Source organism: Candidatus Binataceae bacterium (assembly GCA_035650475.1).
Taxonomy (GTDB): Bacteria; Desulfobacterota; Binatia; order Binatales; family Binataceae; genus JAKAVN01.
On sequence record DASRHP010000005.1, the window covers coordinates 58,218 to 74,090 of the forward strand.

The 15,873-nt window shown below is 65.0% G+C and carries 12 protein-coding genes; 9 read left to right on the forward strand and 3 right to left on the reverse strand.

Annotation, left to right across the window (positions count from 1 at the left end; translation table 11 throughout):
- Positions 1–29 precede the first annotated feature (29 nt).
- The 7 genes from VFB33_02340 (at position 30) to VFB33_02370 (ending at position 8,178) form a co-directional block, all read left to right on the forward strand.
- Positions 30–1,580: an MFS transporter gene (locus VFB33_02340; GenBank protein ID HZO80506.1), complete on the forward strand. Its 1,551-nt coding sequence runs from the start codon at positions 30–32 to the stop codon at positions 1,578–1,580.
- 103 nt (positions 1,581–1,683) lie between these two features.
- A complete protein-coding gene (locus VFB33_02345; protein ID HZO80507.1) occupies positions 1,684–2,223 on the forward strand; it encodes an NADH-quinone oxidoreductase subunit I in 540 nt (179 codons plus the stop codon).
- A complete protein-coding gene (locus VFB33_02350) occupies positions 2,210–2,869 on the forward strand; it encodes an NADH-quinone oxidoreductase subunit C (GenBank protein HZO80508.1) in 660 nt (219 codons plus the stop codon). The genes VFB33_02345 and VFB33_02350 overlap by 14 nt, the downstream gene beginning before the upstream one ends.
- On the forward strand, positions 2,829–4,070 hold the full coding sequence (locus VFB33_02355) for an NADH-quinone oxidoreductase subunit D (protein HZO80509.1): 1,242 nt from the start codon (positions 2,829–2,831) through the stop codon (positions 4,068–4,070). The genes VFB33_02350 and VFB33_02355 overlap by 41 nt, the downstream gene beginning before the upstream one ends.
- Before the next feature lie 19 nt (positions 4,071–4,089).
- Positions 4,090–5,880, forward strand: coding sequence for an NADH-quinone oxidoreductase subunit NuoF (nuoF, locus tag VFB33_02360; GenBank protein HZO80510.1), 1,791 nt, complete (start codon positions 4,090–4,092; stop codon positions 5,878–5,880).
- Complete coding sequence (locus VFB33_02365) at positions 5,877–6,296, forward strand: hypothetical protein (GenBank protein HZO80511.1); 420 nt, start codon at positions 5,877–5,879, stop codon at positions 6,294–6,296. The genes nuoF and VFB33_02365 overlap by 4 nt, the downstream gene beginning before the upstream one ends.
- A 241-nt stretch (positions 6,297–6,537) precedes the next feature.
- Positions 6,538–8,178 (forward strand): lipase family protein, encoded by a 1,641-nt coding sequence (locus VFB33_02370; protein HZO80512.1) that lies wholly within the window; start codon positions 6,538–6,540, stop codon positions 8,176–8,178.
- Between the two features lie 117 nt (positions 8,179–8,295).
- On the opposite strand, the gene VFB33_02375 is transcribed toward VFB33_02370, so the two are convergent.
- The 3 genes from VFB33_02375 to VFB33_02385 all read right to left on the reverse strand — a co-directional run bounded on the left by VFB33_02375 (position 8,296) and on the right by VFB33_02385 (position 12,761).
- Positions 8,296–9,240, reverse strand: a complete 945-nt coding sequence (locus VFB33_02375; protein ID HZO80513.1) for a catechol 2,3-dioxygenase — start codon at positions 9,238–9,240, stop codon at positions 8,296–8,298.
- Positions 9,241–9,305: 65 nt separating this feature from the next.
- Complete coding sequence (locus VFB33_02380) at positions 9,306–11,462, reverse strand: ABC transporter permease (GenBank protein ID HZO80514.1); 2,157 nt, start codon at positions 11,460–11,462, stop codon at positions 9,306–9,308.
- Between the two features lie 15 nt (positions 11,463–11,477).
- Positions 11,478–12,761 (reverse strand): efflux RND transporter periplasmic adaptor subunit, encoded by a 1,284-nt coding sequence (locus VFB33_02385; GenBank protein HZO80515.1) that lies wholly within the window; start codon positions 12,759–12,761, stop codon positions 11,478–11,480.
- 288 nt (positions 12,762–13,049) lie between these two features.
- Between VFB33_02385 and VFB33_02390 the strand changes: the two genes are divergently transcribed.
- On the forward strand, positions 13,050–14,237 hold the full coding sequence (locus VFB33_02390; GenBank protein HZO80516.1) for a CoA transferase: 1,188 nt from the start codon (positions 13,050–13,052) through the stop codon (positions 14,235–14,237).
- A 21-nt stretch (positions 14,238–14,258) separates the two neighbouring features.
- Positions 14,259–15,845, forward strand: coding sequence for a hypothetical protein (locus VFB33_02395; GenBank protein HZO80517.1), 1,587 nt, complete (start codon positions 14,259–14,261; stop codon positions 15,843–15,845).
- Positions 15,846–15,873 lie beyond the last annotated feature (28 nt).

Here is a 15,873-nt window from a genome sequence, read left to right on the forward strand (position 1 = left end):
GAAGAAGCGCCCGACGATAACGAAATTGCTTGCCGTTGGAGGATCAATTGACGCACTCTTGGGCAAACGAGCGCAGCGGCGCGGGGCGCGGTGATGGCGCACGCACGCTGACGGTCGGCGAATGGGAAACCGGCGCGCCGTGCGCAGGCATGGCGGCTCTAACAGGCAGGCAAGGGGACACTATGGCGACCGCACCAGTTGCACAGCAGGGTGGTCTCAAGGGCTACATCGCAACCCATCGCACCCTGGAGACCTATCCGGTCGGCGCGCATCGCTGGGGCATGCTGCTGCTCACGGTGCTGGCCACAATCGTCTCGTTCTATGAATTCCAGTTTGCGCCACTGCTGCCGCTGTGGATTCCAACACTGCACTTTTCGCTTGAAGACTTCAGCCTGTTCCTGCTTTTTGCGGTGCTGCTCTCGGGCGCGTCGGCGATGATCGGCGGGCCGCTCGCCGATCGCCACGGCCGCATCATCGTCATCGACGTCTGCCTGGCCGTGATCATCGTGCTCACCTTCCTCAACCTCGTGATGGTCAATCTCTGGACCTTCGTGATAATCCGCGGGGCGATGAACCTGGTCGCAGGCCTGATGTGGGGCGCGCTGGGAGGCCTGACACGCGACATGTCGCCGCGGGTCAGCCGCGGCGCCGCCTTTGGTCTACTCACGGTTGGCGCGGTCGGCTGCATTTTTCTGTGGAATTTCATAAGCGGTTTGACGTTACCGATCTTTGGCACGTGGCAGTCGCAGATCTGGATAATGGGGATTCTTGCGATCCTGATGTATATTCCCGTGCTGCTATGGCTTAAGGATTTGCATCCCAACCTTCGACTTACCATTGTCGAGAGCGAGTCGACAGCTGCGGCATCGTCCACCGAGCACATTCGCAAGGAGACGATGGAGGTTCCGGCGAGCGGTGGCGCCGCCTTCAGGGAATTGCTCAGCCGCTGGGAGGTGTGGGTGCTGGTGGTCGGATGCGTAGGGTTCCTCACCCTGCCGATCACGAGTCAGACTTTTTTCCCGGTGATGTTCACGCGCGCCTTCCACTATAGTCCCGCGGAAGCAGCCAAGATGGCCTCGTATTTCTGGCTGCTCAATCTTTTCATGCTTGTGCCCGCCGGATTGCTCTCGGACTGGCTGAGAATTCGCAAGCCGCTTGTGTTGATCGGCACCGTCGCATCGCTTGCGGTGCTGGTCTGGTGGATTGGAACGTTCTCGAACCCGCTGCAGCACTTCGAGTTGGCCGCAGTGATGTTTGTGCTCGGCGGTCTGGTGGCTTTTGCCTTCATCCCTTGGTGCGCACAGTACTCCGAGCTGCTCGAGGATATTTCGCCGGCGCTCCAGGCGAGTGGATGGTCGTTCTTTCAGCTGATTTACCGCGGCTGGATCGCTATCTCCGGCCCAATCCTTGCTTATGTCACGGGCCATTACGGATGGGCCTCATGGATGTGGGTCGCGGCGGCGGGCATGATACTGTTTATTCCTGCGATGCTGGCGGTGCGCGGCGGATGGCTGCCGGCCAAGGCGGGCCAGGCCACGGGCGAACAGGCTGCGACTAGCGCGCGCCCTTCGCCCGCGTAAAACGCGCCGCCGCATAGCAGGCGGCAGGCTCGACGAGCGTGCAGCCACGCGCAGTGCCCGCTCGTCGAGGCGCGCGCGACCGGCGCGTGCTGATGGATAGCTGATGGCGGTACGAGTTGTAACAGTCGCACGGCCGGCGCCCGCGCTCGTCAGCCCGCGCTCGCTATGGGCAGTGCTGGTCGGACTGTGGGTGGCCTCGCTCCACCTGATGCGCAACCTGTTCGGCTTCATGCGCGGCCGCCAGGACTTCACGATTCATTTTCCCGAGCAGCGCTTCGTCCAGCCGCCCGCGATGCGCGGGATGCCGGTGCTGGTGCAGATGGAAAACGGCAAGGAGCGCTGCGTGGCATGCGGGCTGTGCGAATGGGCCTGCCCGACCACCTGCATCACGATTTACCCCGCCGAGACCGCCGATGAGGTCGAACGCTACCCCGAGGTGTTCGATATCGACATGTCGCGATGCATGTTCTGCGGCCTGTGCGAGGAGGCCTGTCCGGAGGAGGCGATCGTGATGAGCCGGCAGGTCGAGATCGCCAGCTACTCGCGACGCGGCTCGCTTTGGCACAAAGCCGATCTGCTGGTGCCGGAGGCGCAGCTCAGGACACGGCTGGATTTTCTGCGCAACCAATATGACCGCCCCTGAAGAGAAACCCGCCAAGGCGCAGGCGCTCCCCGAGCCCTCCGCGCTGCTCCGGGCGGTGATCGCGCGGCTCGGAGCGCTGGTCGTCGAGCATCGCAGCTTTCGCGGCGACGAGCGCATCCACGTCGCCCGCGCGAACATCGTCGCGGCCGCGCGGATGCTGCGCGACTCGCCCGAACTCGCCTTCGACATGCTGCTCGACATCACCGCGATCGACTACTTCGGTCAGCCCGACGATTTCCGCAACGCGCCCGAGGTCTGGGACCGCAGGCAAAACCTGATTCGCCGGCGCGGCGAATGGCGCCACCGCGTCAACCTCCCTGCACGCGGCGGCGAGCCGCGCTTCGCCGTGGTCTATCACTTCGTCTCCACCCGCCATCTCCATCGTATCCGCGTCAAATGCCGGGTGCCCGACGACGACCCGACGATCGCGACGCTGAGCGAACTGTGGCCCGGCGCCAATTGGCTGGAGCGCGAAACCTTCGACCTTTACGGCATCCGCTTCAGCGGCCATCCCGACCTGCGCCGCATCTACCTCTACGACGAGTTCGTCGGCCATCCGTTGCGCAAGGATTACGCCAAGCACGACGAGCAGCCGATTCAGCCCTATGCCGGACCAGGAGCCAACCAACCGCGCCGCCCGCACTGAAGCGCCTGCCGCACCGCCGGCCCAGTCCGACCTGCACACGCCGCCGATGCGGCTGCAGTTCGGGCCGTCGCATCCCGCGACCCACGGCACGGTCAAGATGGTGCTCGACCTCGACGGCGAGCGCGTGGCGCGCGCCGACATCCAGGTCGGCTTTCTCCATCGCGGCTTCGAGAAGGAGTGCGAGAGCGGCTACTACTACCAGAACATCCCCTACACCGACCGCCTCAACTACAGCTCGCCCATCCTGAACAACATCGGTTACTGCATGGCCGTGGAGAAGCTGTTGGATCTGCGAACGCCGCCGCGCTGCGACTTCATCCGCGTGATCGCGGGCGAGATCTCGCGCATGAGCGACCATTACCTGTGCCTGGGCGCGATGGGGCTGGAGCTCGCCGCGATGACGCCTTTTCTCTACCTACTCGAGGCGCGCGAGCTGATGATGGACCTGCTGGACGCGCTGTGCGGCGCACGCGTCACCACCAACTACATCCGTATCGGTGGCGTGCTTGCCGACCTGCCCGCGGGCTTCACGAGCTTCGCGACCGAGCGGCTCGACCGCTCGCTTCGGCTGCTCGAGGACGCCGACAAGCTGCTGACGGAGAATCCGGTCTTCCGCGAGCGCGTCGAGGGCACCGGCTACATGGCGCCAGCCGAGCTGGTTGCGCATGGTGTCACCGGCCCGCTGCTGCGCGCGGGCGGTGTGCCCTACGACGTTCGCCGCGTCCATCCGTACCTGGTGTACGGAGATTTGGACTTCGATGTTCCGGTCGGCCAGCACAGCGACAACTTCGATCGCTACCTGGTGCGGCTGGAGGAGCTGCGCCAGAGCCGCCGGATGATCATGCAGTGCCTGGAGAAGATTCCCGACGGCCCGGTCAACTGCGACGACCCGCGGATGCGATGGCCGCGCAAAGGGCGCGTGTTCAACCGAATGGAGGAGCTGATCGACCAGTTCAAGCTGGTCACAGAGGGCGGGATCGTGCCGCCGGGCGAGGTCTATCACGCGGTCGAGGGCGCCAACGGCGAGCTGGGCTTTTACATCGTGAGCGACGGCACCGGCAAGCCGTACAAATGCCGCTGCCGCTCGCCGAGCTTTTCCAACATGTCGGCGCTGGAGAAAATGATCACGGGTGGGATGTTGGCCGACGTGGTGCCGACCTTCGACCTGATCAACATGATCGGCGGCGAGTGCGACCGCTGAGCGGCGGCCGCGAAGTGCAATGGGTCTGTCTTGCGAAACGCAAACGAAGATCCGCGCGGAGATCGCGCGCTTTCCCAATCCGCGCGGCGCGCTGCTCGCGGCGCTCCATCTGGCGCGCGATGAGCTGGGCGGGCTCGACGGCCGCGTCTTCGCCGAGCTGGCGGCGATCTTTGCGATGCGCGCCAACGAGGTCGCTGAAGTCGCCTCGTTCTATTCGCTCTACAACCTGCCGCGCGCCCAGGCGGTCTTCCAGGTCTGCACCAACCTGCCCTGCTGCCTGCGCGGCGCGCGCGGCGTCGTGCGCGAGCTCGAGCGCCGGCTCGGAATCAAGTCGGGCACGGCGGCCGCCGACGGCCGCTTCGCAATCGTCGAGGTCGAATGCCTCGGCTCGTGCGCGACCGCGCCGGTGATCCAGGTCAACCGCAATCCGTACCTGGAAAACGTCACGCCCGAGTACACGGCCTCGCTGCTCGCCTCGCCCGAGGCGGCGCGCGCCGCGCGCCGGGGCGCGCCGATCATCTCGCGCGTCGGCGACGGCGTCGTCGGCTACCTGCTGCCGCGCGCCGACGAGTGCTGGCTGACGCTCGATGAGTACCGCGCGCACGGCGGGTTCCAGGCGGTCCGCAAGGCGAGCGAGATGGCGCCCAAGGACCTGGTCGCGCTGGTGCGCGAGGCCAACCTGCGCGGGCGCGGCGGGGCCGGCTTCGTCACCGGGCTCAAGTGGTCGTTCATGCCGCCGCGTGACGGACGCCCGCGTTATCTCGCGGTCAACGCCGACGAGAGCGAGCCCGGCACCTTCAAGGACCGCCAGCTAATGGAGCGCAACCCGTTCCTGCCCCTGGAGGGGATCATGATCGCCGCGATGGCGATCGAGGCCGACGCCGCCTTCATCTATATCCGCGGCGAGTACGTCGAGCCCTTCGAGCGGATGAGCGCGGCAATCCGCGAGCTCTACCGGGCCGGCATCGTTGGCGAGCGCGCGCTCGGCTTCAACCGCCGCTTCGACATCACGATCCAGCAAGGCGCCGGCGCGTATATCTGCGGCGAGGAAAGCGGGATGCTCGAGTCGATGGAGGGCAAGAAGGGGCAGCCGCGCAAGCGCCCGCCGTTCCCTGCGACCGCCGGGCTGTGGGGCCAGCCGACCACGGTCGATAACGTCGAGACGCTCGCGCACGTGCCCACGATCGTGATGCGCGGCGCGCAATGGTTTCTCGACGAGGGCGTCAAGAACGCCGCCGGCCACACCCTGTTCGGGGTGAGCGGGCACGTCAACCGCCCGGGCGTTTTCGAATTGCGCCTGGGCGTGCGACTGCGCGACCTGATCTACAATTACGCTGGCGGCGTACCTGGCGGGCGCCCAATAAAGGCGGTGATCCCCGGCGGCGTCTCGATGCCGGTGCTGCGCGGCGACCAGATCGATGTCGCGATGGATCACGAATCGCTGCGCGCCGCCGGCACGCTCATCGGCACCGGCGGCGTGATCGTGATGGACGAACGCACGTGCATGGTGCGTGCGGCGCTGGTGGTCGCGCGGTTTTTCGAGCATGAATCCTGCGGGCAGTGCACCCAGTGCCGCGAGGGCACCGGGTGGACCTACAGGATGCTGCGCCGGATCGAGCGCGGCGAGGGCGAGCCGCAGGACCTCCAGACGCTCGCCGACTGCTGCGCGTTTATGGACGGCAAATGCATTTGCGCGCTCGCGGACGGCGCGTCGTGGGCGGCGCGCGCCTTCCTTAACCAGTTCCGCCCCGATTTCGAAGCGCACATCGCCGAGCATCGATGCCCCTTCCCGGAGAGCTTCGAGGTATGAGCGAAGACCGCCCGCAGCGCGACCGGGCGCCGGCGCGCAATGCGATCGTCGCGCTTCTCGGCACGCCCGATCGCACTGACGGCAGCCTCGACGAGCCGCGCACGCAGGAGGAAAACGGCGTGCGCTTCAACGAACGATGGCTGTACACGCATCTGAAGGACGACCCGGCAGGCGCTGCGATGCGCGTGGTATACTGGATGCGCTACGACTTCCGCGGCACCTTCGTGCGCAACGCCGAGGACGAGCCGTGGCGTCCCGATCGGGCGCTGATCGACGCCGCCGCCAGGCGCGGCTCTCGTCTGCCGCACATCGACCCCTCGCGCAACCCGCCGGTCAAGCCGAGCGCGCAGTATCGCCCGGCCTCGGAGCTCGCGGACAAGCCCGATCTCGGCGGCGGCATCCAGGAAAAGAAATAGAGCCAGCGCGGTGCGGAGTGGCGGACGGCTTGCGGTCGTTTGGGGGGCCGTTGTTACCGCTGGCGGAGGAGCACTTCGCGCGCTGATTATTCCGCCCCATGCAACCTTGCTCAGAGCCAAAACCGGGATGATTCTTTGCGCTTGCCAATCCGCAGATGTTTATGAAAATCTGCTTTGGCCTCGAAAACGAACCGTTTGGGATAATTGAGTAAAGAATGAAGCATACGCGGGGGGAACCAGGGTGGAATTCGGATCCGGATGTGATCGGTGGGCGCCTAGTCGAGCGGTTCTTTCCACGATAGCACTGGTTGCGGTTCTGATTACGGCGTGCGGGGGAAAGTCCTACGCGAGCTATCCTTTCCCGTTCGACCGTACCCATGGCGAAGGCGACCTCATCAGCATTCAGCCTGTTACGTCTTACCCGACGGCGACGACGCCCGGCTCGGTCGGATTGGACAGCTTTTACGCTCAACTCATCTGCAATCAGTTAACCAGTCAGGAGTGCGCAGCCAACATCGCCAATCTCGATGTTCCCGAATTCGGGAACTTCAACCTGAATGCGAATCCGATCGGTAACAATCCACTTGGAATTGAAGCGATCGACGCGGTCAAAATCGACTACGGCGCGATCAACGTTGATGGCAGTCCGGTTACGGTTTCAGGCGGGATCGAAATCCCGGAAATCGCACACCGCCGCCTGAAGGGAATCATTCTTTATTTTCACGGCACAACCGTCCAGCGCAGCAACGTCCCTTCGACTTTCACGCCGACTGATACCATCGCCGGATACACCGACAGTATCCTGATGGCAGCGGTATGGGCCTCGCAGGGATACATAGTGGTGATGCCCGACTACATCGGGCTTGGCGATGACCTCGCGCACGTGCATCCATACGTGATTTATCCGCGCGAGAACGCGCAGAGCGGAATGGCGATGCTTAAGGCGGCGCGCGCTTACCTCAGATCGGCGTACAAAATCAAGCGGCGGCTGCCGCTCCTGATCACGGGCTATTCCGAAGGCGGTGCATATGCACTGCGGGCGGCGCATCTGATGCAGGCCAATCCGCGCTATGAGTCGGTCCTAAACGTCAAGCTGCGCAAGGCCGCGCCGATGTCGGGGTTCTTCGATCTGTCGGGCACCGGCTTGCCTTACCTGTTCGACAATATCTCGAGCACAAACAATCCGTGGTTCTCCCTGAATCCGACCGTCTCGGCATTGAGCAAGCCTTATCTGAGCGCGTACCTGGTGCTCAGCTTCGGAAGTTACTCCGGGGTGGTGCCGACGGAAATCCTGGCCGACAAGTTTTATAACTGCCCGTCAGGGACGAGCGAATGCGGCGCGGGCGACAATCTCGACGGACTCTATTTCACAGCGCCTCAGAACCCCACGCCGTATGACTCGGTGGTGCTTACGCTCGCGTACGCGCTGGCAACCCAGACCGGATGGAGCACCAGCAACAATGCGGTGACGCCGCTGATGACTGATACCTACGCACAGGCGCTGATGAATCGCGACCCGACGAATCCGCTGTACGCCCAGATTGTTGCCGCCGATACTTATCACTTCGTGCCGAGATTCCCCGTCACGCTGGTATCCCTGGCGCAGGATTCGGTGGTGACTCGGGTAAATTCCGACGTCGCCTACTCCTACTTCGTCCGCAAGAAGCCGCACGGCCCCTACAAGGAAGATTTGATCGACAACAACAACTTCCTCGCGATGGGAATCGCGAGCGTCGGACCGATCGATCACACCTCGGAACTGCCGTTCCTAAGCGTGCTTGTGCTCCACGAATTCAACAAGGTGCTGAAGCTAAGCCCTGATCTTCTCGCTCCAGGTGAGGCTGCCATAAACGAGTTGGCGACGGAGCCAGCGACTGACTAATCGATGGAAGCGAAGATGAGGACGACGCGGAACAGGATGTCAGTAGGAAGCTCTCGACCGTCCTCCGCCCCCCCGCCGGGACAAAACTCCTGGACATGAAGGAATGAACTCCCTCGCTCACGTGGCGTCGGTGTAAACCTCGGTGAAGGCGGGATTGACCGCGCGGCCGTGGTAGAAGATCGCCGGCCCCAGATGGTCCTCGGTCCAGGTGATCGTCGGCATGTCCCGGGTAACAAAATAGCCCAGTCCGGCGAAGGTCTCGTTGCGGTTGCCCGCCGGATCGAAGAAGTAGATGGTCGCCCCGCGGGTGATTCCGTGACGGGTCGGGCCGACGTCGATCTTGACCCTGTGCTTGGACATCACGTCGGCCGCGCGCAGCACGTCGTTCCAGCTATCCAGGTAATAGGCAAAGTGATGGAAGCCCGGGCGCGGACCGCCGATTATCGCGATGTCGTGCGGCTTGCTCGAGCACGAGAGAAACGCGCCCGCTTGGATCGAATTGCCTGGCCCCACCATCACCTGCTCGGTGAGCTGGAACCCCAGAACCTCGATGAAGAAGCGGCAGGTGTCGGCGACCCGATTGATCCCCTGCGCCGGCTCGATCTCCGCAACCAGCAGGCAGTGGTCCAGATGCATCGCGCCCGCGCCCTTCAGATCGTCCGGCCACGGGTCGGGATTGAGCGTGCCGACGTTTTTGCCGACCGCCTCTTTTTCGGCGAACAGCACCAGCTTGTGGCTGGAGGGCAGCGCGATGCGCAGCGCGCGGCCGACGAAGGGGATTGCGCCGGCGCGCAGCAGCTCGACCGCGGCGCCCGCCCCTGACGCCTTCTCACCGATCGCGTCGAGGTCGCAGTCGCGCTCGACCTTGTAGGCGATATAGTTCACGCCGGGTTTCTCGCCAAGCGTAAGGATCAGGCTGTAGCGATCCCATTCGTCCCACGCCTTGTAGCAGGTCGTGCCGTCAGCGTCGCGATGGGTTTCGTAGAGGCCGACGACGTTGGCGTAGTGGTCGCGGGCTTTTTCGAGGTCGGTCACCCGGACCGAAACGTGTCCGATGCGCATCACTGGCACAGCCGTGTCCTCCGCGCGCCGAGATAGCGCATCGTAACACCCGCGCCGCGGCTATGTCATTCGTAGCGCAGCGCCTCAATCGGACGCAGCATCGAGGCCTGCCGCGCCGGATAGTAACCGAAGAAGACGCCGACCGCGGCCGAGAAAACGAACCCGCCGACGACTGCCGCCGGCGACACCAGCGTCGGCCATCCGGCGAGCGCCGAGATAAGCTCCGAGACCGCGATGCCCAACAGCGCGCCCGCCCCGCCGCCGAGCACGCTCAGCAGCACCGCCTCCACCAGGAACTGGAGCAGGATATGCACGCGGCGCGCCCCAACCGCCATCCGGATCCCGATCTCGCGCGTGCGCTCGGTGACCGAGACCAGCATGATGTTCATGATCCCGATACCGCCGACGATGAGCGAGATCGACGCCACCGCGGCCAGCAGCAGCGTCATCACACGGCTTGCGCTCTCGGAGGCCTGCGCGATCTCGCTCAGGCTGCGCACGGTGAAATCGTCGTCCTGGCCGGGCGGGATATTGTGCCGGCGATGGAGCAGCTGGGTAACCTGGGCCTGCGCGGCGGCCACGTCCTGAGCGTTGTCAGCTTTAAGGTAGATCATGTTGACGATGCCGGAGATCTTGGGCGGGCTGCCGAAGGGGCTGATGATGGTGGTGGCCGACTGGTAGACCGTGCTGTTGGCGTTGGTAGTTGGCACTCCGACATACGGGTTGAGCACCGGGTTACTCGCGCCGGTCGTGGTCGCGGGTATGGTTGCGCTGACCTGCGAGGCGCCGAGCACCTTACGTTCGGCGGTATCGAAGGGCATCAGCACCACGTCGTCCTGGTCCTGGCCCCAGTTCGACTGGCCTTTGACGCCGAGCACGCCGATCACACGCAGCGGAAAGCCTTTGATTCGGATCGTCGCCCCGATCGGGTCAACGCCTTGGCCGAAGAGATTGTTGGCGACCGTCTGGCCGAGCAGACATACCGGCGCCGCGGTATGGGTCTCCTCGACCGTAAAGCCGCGCCCGCGGACCACCGGCCAGTCGCGGATCGTGAGGTAGGACGGAGTAACGCCGTTGATGCTGGTGCTCCAGTTCTGATCGGCGTATACGACCTGCGCGACCTGACGATCCGCGTAACTGACCGCGGAAACCGCTTGTATCTGTTTGCGGATCGCGCGCGCGTCGGCCACTGTCAGGGTCGAAGTGCTGCCAAGCCCGGCACGCACGCCGTTGGAAGTGGTCGCACCGGGCAGCACCACCAGCATGTTGGTGCCGAGGCTTTGGATCTGCTGCTGCACCGCGTAACGCGCGCCATCGCCGATTGCGACCATCGCAATTACCGCCGCCACCCCGATAAAGATCCCCAACATCGTCAGCGCCGCGCGCATCTTGTTGCGCCGCAGCGCCCGCGCCGCCGCCGCCAGCGCCATCGCGGCGAATGACCACGCCTCGCCGCGCGCGCCGCCGGACGCGAATTCGGCGCTGCGTGAAGCGCCGGCGGGCGCTGTGGTCGCCGGCGCTGCGCCCGATGCTGGCGCCGTGCGGCGCTCGTCGGAGACGATATGGCCGTCGCGGAAAGTGACGACGCGGTCGGTGTAGGCCGCAATATCGGGATCGTGGGTGACAACGATCACGGTGATCCGCTGTTCGTGGTTGAGCCGGCGGATCAACTCCATGATCTCGACCGAGGTGGCCGAGTCGAGGTTGCCGGTCGGTTCGTCGGCGAGCAGGATCGCGGGCCGATTGATCAACGCGCGCGCGATCGCGACGCGCTGCTGCTGGCCGCCAGAGAGCTGATTGGGATGGTTGCTCTCGCGACCGGCCAGACCCAGAGTCGTGAGCAGCTCGCGGGCGCGCCTTTCGCTTTCGGCGCTCCATCGCGAATAGAACAGCGGCAGCTCGATATTCTCCAGCGCGCTGGCGCGCGCGAGCAGGTTGAAATTCTGGAAAACGAAACCGATCCGCCGGCCGCGTACGGCGGCCAGCTCCTCGTCGCCGAGCGCCGCCACGTCCACGCCTTCCAGCAGGTAGCGGCCGCTGTCGGGCCGATCGAGGCATCCCAGGATATTCATCAGGGTGGTCTTGCCCGAGCCCGACGCGCCCATGATGGCGACGAACTCGCCCGCCTCGATCGAGAGGTCCACCCCGCGCAGCGCACGCACCTCGACCTCACCCACCCGGTAGGTCTTGGTGACGCCGGCGACTTCGATGACCTTCGACATCGCGGCTTGGCAAGCCTAATGCGGAAAGCGCAGCGTGGTGGTCTTCGGCCGCACGCTGGGGCCGGTCTCGTCAACCACCACGCTATCGCGTTCACGCAGGTCGCCGCCCAGCACCTCGACGTTGACCCCGTCGTCGAGCCCGGTGCGGATCGCGACTGGGATCAGCCGTCCGCCGTCGAACTTCCATACGCGTGCAGCGTTGCCGACTGGCTCGGCCGAGCCGACCGCAGCGCCGCCCGCCGGCTCATGGCCGGCGCCGGCCGCATCCTCGCGGTTGGTAGCGCCGCGGTCGACGAGCGCGAGACCGGACGCGCCGGTCGCGGTTCGCTCGGCGCCACGTGGAGAAAAGCGCAGCGCCTCGACCGGCACACGCAGCACATTATCCCGTTTGGCGATAACGATCGTCACGTTGGCCGTCATTCCGGGCTTGAGCAGCAACTCGGGGTTGGGCACGTTGACCACCACGTCGTAAGTGACGACGTTCTGTACCGTGATCGGCGCCTGGCGCACTTGGCCCACGGTGCCGGCGAAGGTGCGGTCGGGGAAGGCATCAACCTTGAAACTGGCGGTCGCGCCCTGAAGGACGCCACCGATGTCGGATTCGCTGACGTTGGTATCGACCTGCATCCGGGTCAGATCCTTGGCGATCAGGAACAGGGTCGGGGTCTGGAAACTGGCGGCGACGGTTTGGCCAACGTCGACGTTGCGCGAGACCACCGTGCCGTCAACCGGCGAGATGATGTTGGTGTAGTTGAGGTTGACCTCGGCCTCCTGCAAAAGCGCCTGCTGGTTCTGGATGTTGGCCTTGTCCAGCGCCACCTGCGCCACGGCCTGCTGATAAACGCTGCGGGCGTTGTCCGCGATGTCCTGCGAGACGACGTTTTCCCGTGCCAGCCGCTCGTTGCGCTCCCAGCTCAGCTTCTTGTAGGCGAGGTCGGCCTCGTCCTTCTTAAGCTGTGCCTGGGCGTTGGCGACCGCCGCGCGCGCCTCATCAACCTTCACCTGGAACGGGCGCGGGTCGATCTTGGCAATCAGCTGGCCCGCCTTAACCGGCGAATTGAAGTCCGCGTACAATGCCTGGATCGGCCCGGACACGTAGCTGCCGACCTGGACCGTGATGACCGGGTTGACGGTGCCGGTCGCGCTCACGCTGCGGACCACCGGACCGCGCGTCGCTGCTGCGGTCACGTAGCGGGTTTCGCCGCCGTCGCGGCGCAGCAGGTAGAAGGCTGCGGCGACCAGGCCCAGCACAACGACCATCACGAGCCTGCGGGCGGTCTTGGATAGGGGAAAAGTCATTATTAATCCGGAGGCCTATCCGACGGGCGCGGACGGCTTGAAACCGTCCTCTTACTTATACACTAAGACGCCTTTTGCTTAAGGCGGTTTCGTCCTCGGATAAGCTTGAGTTCTTGCGCGTGCACCCGCCGGAAGTATCGCGGCCCACAGCCAGATCGATAAGCACCTGCCGTGCCAGGCGTCGCCAATCGGGAGGCTTCCAAACGGTCCCCTTTTCGCCCGCGCCTGGCCTCCTATATGGTCGTGCTGGAATTGAGTGCCGCACGTCCGAGATGAGGTGGGTCAACAATGCCTGAGGCAACCGCCCCGCTTGCCGGAATCACGGTGATCGATCTGACCCGCTACCTGGCGGGACCGTTCTGCACGCAAATTCTCGGCGATTTCGGCGCCGAAGTCCTCAAGATCGAGCCGGTGATTGGCGCGCGCGCCGAGATGGGCGGTTACAGCGGCAGGGACAGCTACTTCTTCATGAGCACCAACCGCTCGAAGAAGAGCGTCCAGATTGATGTCAGGCATCCTGCTGGTCGGGACGTTGTGCTCCGCCTCGTCGATCATGCCGACGTCGTGATTGACAACTTCCGGCCCGGCGTGATGGAGGCGATGGGCTTGGGACACGACGCACTAGCGGCGCGCAACCCGCGCATCATCACCTGCTCGGTCTCGGGCTTCGGCGCGAGCGGCCCGATGCGCGATTTCCCGGGTTTCGACCAGATTGCACAGGGGTTCTCCGGGCTGATGAGCGTGACCGGAACGGAGGAAAGCGGCCCGCTGCGGGTCGGGATCGCGATCTGCGACCTGCTCGGTGGGATTTTCGCCGCCCAGGGCATCCTGCTCGCGCTCCACGCGCGCGCTCGCAGCGGCCGCGGCCAGCGCGTCGAGACTTCGCTGCTCGAAGCGATTGTCAGCGTGCTGACCTGGTCAGCGGGAATCTATTTCGACACCGGGCGTACGCCCAGCCCCGCCGGCAATCACCATCCGCTCTCCGCTCCGCACGGCGTCCATGTGGCGGCCGATCGTCCGTTCAATATCGCCTGCGGCAACGATGCGATGTGGCGCATGCTGGCCGAGGTAATCGGCCGGCCCGAGCTTGTCAGCGACCCGCGCTTCGACTCGCTGGGCCATCGAATCAAAAACCGCGCGGCGCTGACCGCCGAGATCAACCATGCGCTGGCGGCCTATCCGGCTGATCACTGGATCGAGCTGTTCAACCTCAGCGGCATCCCAGCCGGCCCGATCCTGACGATCGAGGAGATGTTCAACCATCCGCAGACCGCGGCGCGCGAGATGCTGCTCCGCCTGGCCCATCCGGTGCACGGGGAAATCAAAACTACCGGACTCGGCGTGAAGCTATCGGCGACGCCTGGGCGGGTCGGCCGTCCGCCGCTGCTCGGCGAGCATACCGCCGAGGTCCTTGCAGCGGCGGGTTTCAGCGCTGACGAACTGGCGCGTCTGCGCGCGGCCAAGGCAATCGGCTAGCGCGGACCGAGGTAGGGGATAGTGACGGGCGGCGAGATCGCGGCGGGCGGCCAGCCGCTGTTCGTCGAAGCGCTGTGGGCCGCGGCGCCCCGGCGCCGCAGCGTTCTTAAGCTTTGGTTGCTGTTCAGCGCGGTGATAGCGCTGTTCGCGATAATCCGCCTGCCGCTCGACCTCAATTTCAACGCCTACGCTTTCGGCGACCGCGGCAGCTTTCTTACCGTCTGTTATCTCGCCGCACACGGCAGCCGCCCCGCCGTCGATTTCGGCTATCCCTACGGCTTGCTGGCAATCCTCGTTGGCCAAGGCTGGTTCTACCTCTTCGGACTCAGCCCCCGAGCGGACGAGCTGGCGATGCTTGCGTGCGGGCTTGCCGCTGGATGGGGGATGGCGCGGTTCGTGAGCGCGATGCGCCTGGGCGTCGTGGGCGTGACTCTGGTCGTCACCGCACTCCCGTTTGCGATTCTGCCGTCTTACCAGTCTTTCATTTACGCGCTGGAGGCATCGGTGCTCTGCAACGCTCTGGCCGAACATGCGGCCGGCCGCCGACCGCGCGCGCTGGCGCTGGCGACCGCCGCCTGCCTGGTCAAGCCGAGCATGGGCTACGTATACGGCTTTATCATGCTGCTCCTAATCGCGAGGGAGGCATCGCGCGGCGACAGCGCAGCAAGCACCCGAATCCGTTGGCGCGAGATGCTGGCTGCGCTCGCGCCCGCCGCGGCGACCGGCGCCATCCTGGGGGCGCTTCTCGCGGCAGTTTATGGCGTCCCGTCGCTCATCGGGACGCTGTTTCCTACCTCGGGCCGCGCGATCTACAGGTTTTTCGGCTACGGCTCGGTCCTCAGCGGCGGCCGCGGCCTCTGGTATCACCCGGGAGGGGGAATAGATTTCTACCTCCTGACAATCTCCGGCTTCTGGATAGCGGCATCCGTCTGGCTGCTGCTAGCGGGGGTCGGCGCCGGCTGGCGCCTCGGAGGGGCTATGCTTGGCGGCCGCACGCCCAGCCCCGCCGACGAATTCGTTTTCACCTGCGCGCTGCTCCACTTGGCATTCATCACCGAGTTTTTCGGCGGAGCAAGTTCGTGGGAGTACTACTCTTATATCCTGGTGATGGGTGCGGGGGCGACGAGCCTCTCGGGTGCGACGGCGGGTCGAATTGCCGCTCTCCTTGCTTTGTTGGCGTTAGTCGGCAATTCCGCGCACGTAGAGATGGCAATCCATGACTGGCGCTCGACCGCGCCGGACCGGCCAACCGGCGGACTGTGGGCTTCGGACGCGGAGCGCGCGGCGTGGGCGAAAGTCCTGGCCGCCAGCGCAGGAGACGGCACCGCGGTGGTGAGCTTCCAGGGATGCGCCGCGATCATGTTCGAGGAGTTCGCCCCACCGCTCGGCGCCTATCTTATTCCCTACGAAACCCTGCCCGCCGAGTTCGAGCGCGCGGTGGCGCGGCTTCAACGCGCGCCAAAGGTTTTCGCTGTAACGGGCAGCGACTACAGCGCCGCGCTGGCGCTGTATCCCGAGCTTGCGCGATTGCTCAAGCGACGCGAAGTCATGCTGAATGTAACCGCCGACGGTATAACCTTCACCGTCTATGGCGGGCCGCCGCTCTGAGCGCGGCAGGAGGCGGTTGCTGCGGGGA

Coding starts and splice junctions, on each gene's coding strand:
- VFB33_02345 (HZO80507.1), top strand. CDS start 1,684: ATGGCGGTACGAGTTGTAACAGTCGCACGGCCGGCGCCCGCGCTCGTC.
- VFB33_02350 (HZO80508.1), top strand. CDS start 2,210: ATGACCGCCCCTGAAGAGAAACCCGCCAAGGCGCAGGCGCTCCCCGAG.
- VFB33_02355 (HZO80509.1), top strand. CDS start 2,829: ATGCCGGACCAGGAGCCAACCAACCGCGCCGCCCGCACTGAAGCGCCT.
- nuoF (HZO80510.1), top strand. CDS start 4,090: ATGGGTCTGTCTTGCGAAACGCAAACGAAGATCCGCGCGGAGATCGCG.
- VFB33_02365 (HZO80511.1), top strand. CDS start 5,877: ATGAGCGAAGACCGCCCGCAGCGCGACCGGGCGCCGGCGCGCAATGCG.
- VFB33_02375 (HZO80513.1), bottom strand. CDS start 9,240: ATGCGCATCGGACACGTTTCGGTCCGGGTGACCGACCTCGAAAAAGCC.
- VFB33_02380 (HZO80514.1), bottom strand. CDS start 11,462: ATGTCGAAGGTCATCGAAGTCGCCGGCGTCACCAAGACCTACCGGGTG.
- VFB33_02385 (HZO80515.1), bottom strand. CDS start 12,761: ATGACTTTTCCCCTATCCAAGACCGCCCGCAGGCTCGTGATGGTCGTT.
- VFB33_02390 (HZO80516.1), top strand. CDS start 13,050: ATGCCTGAGGCAACCGCCCCGCTTGCCGGAATCACGGTGATCGATCTG.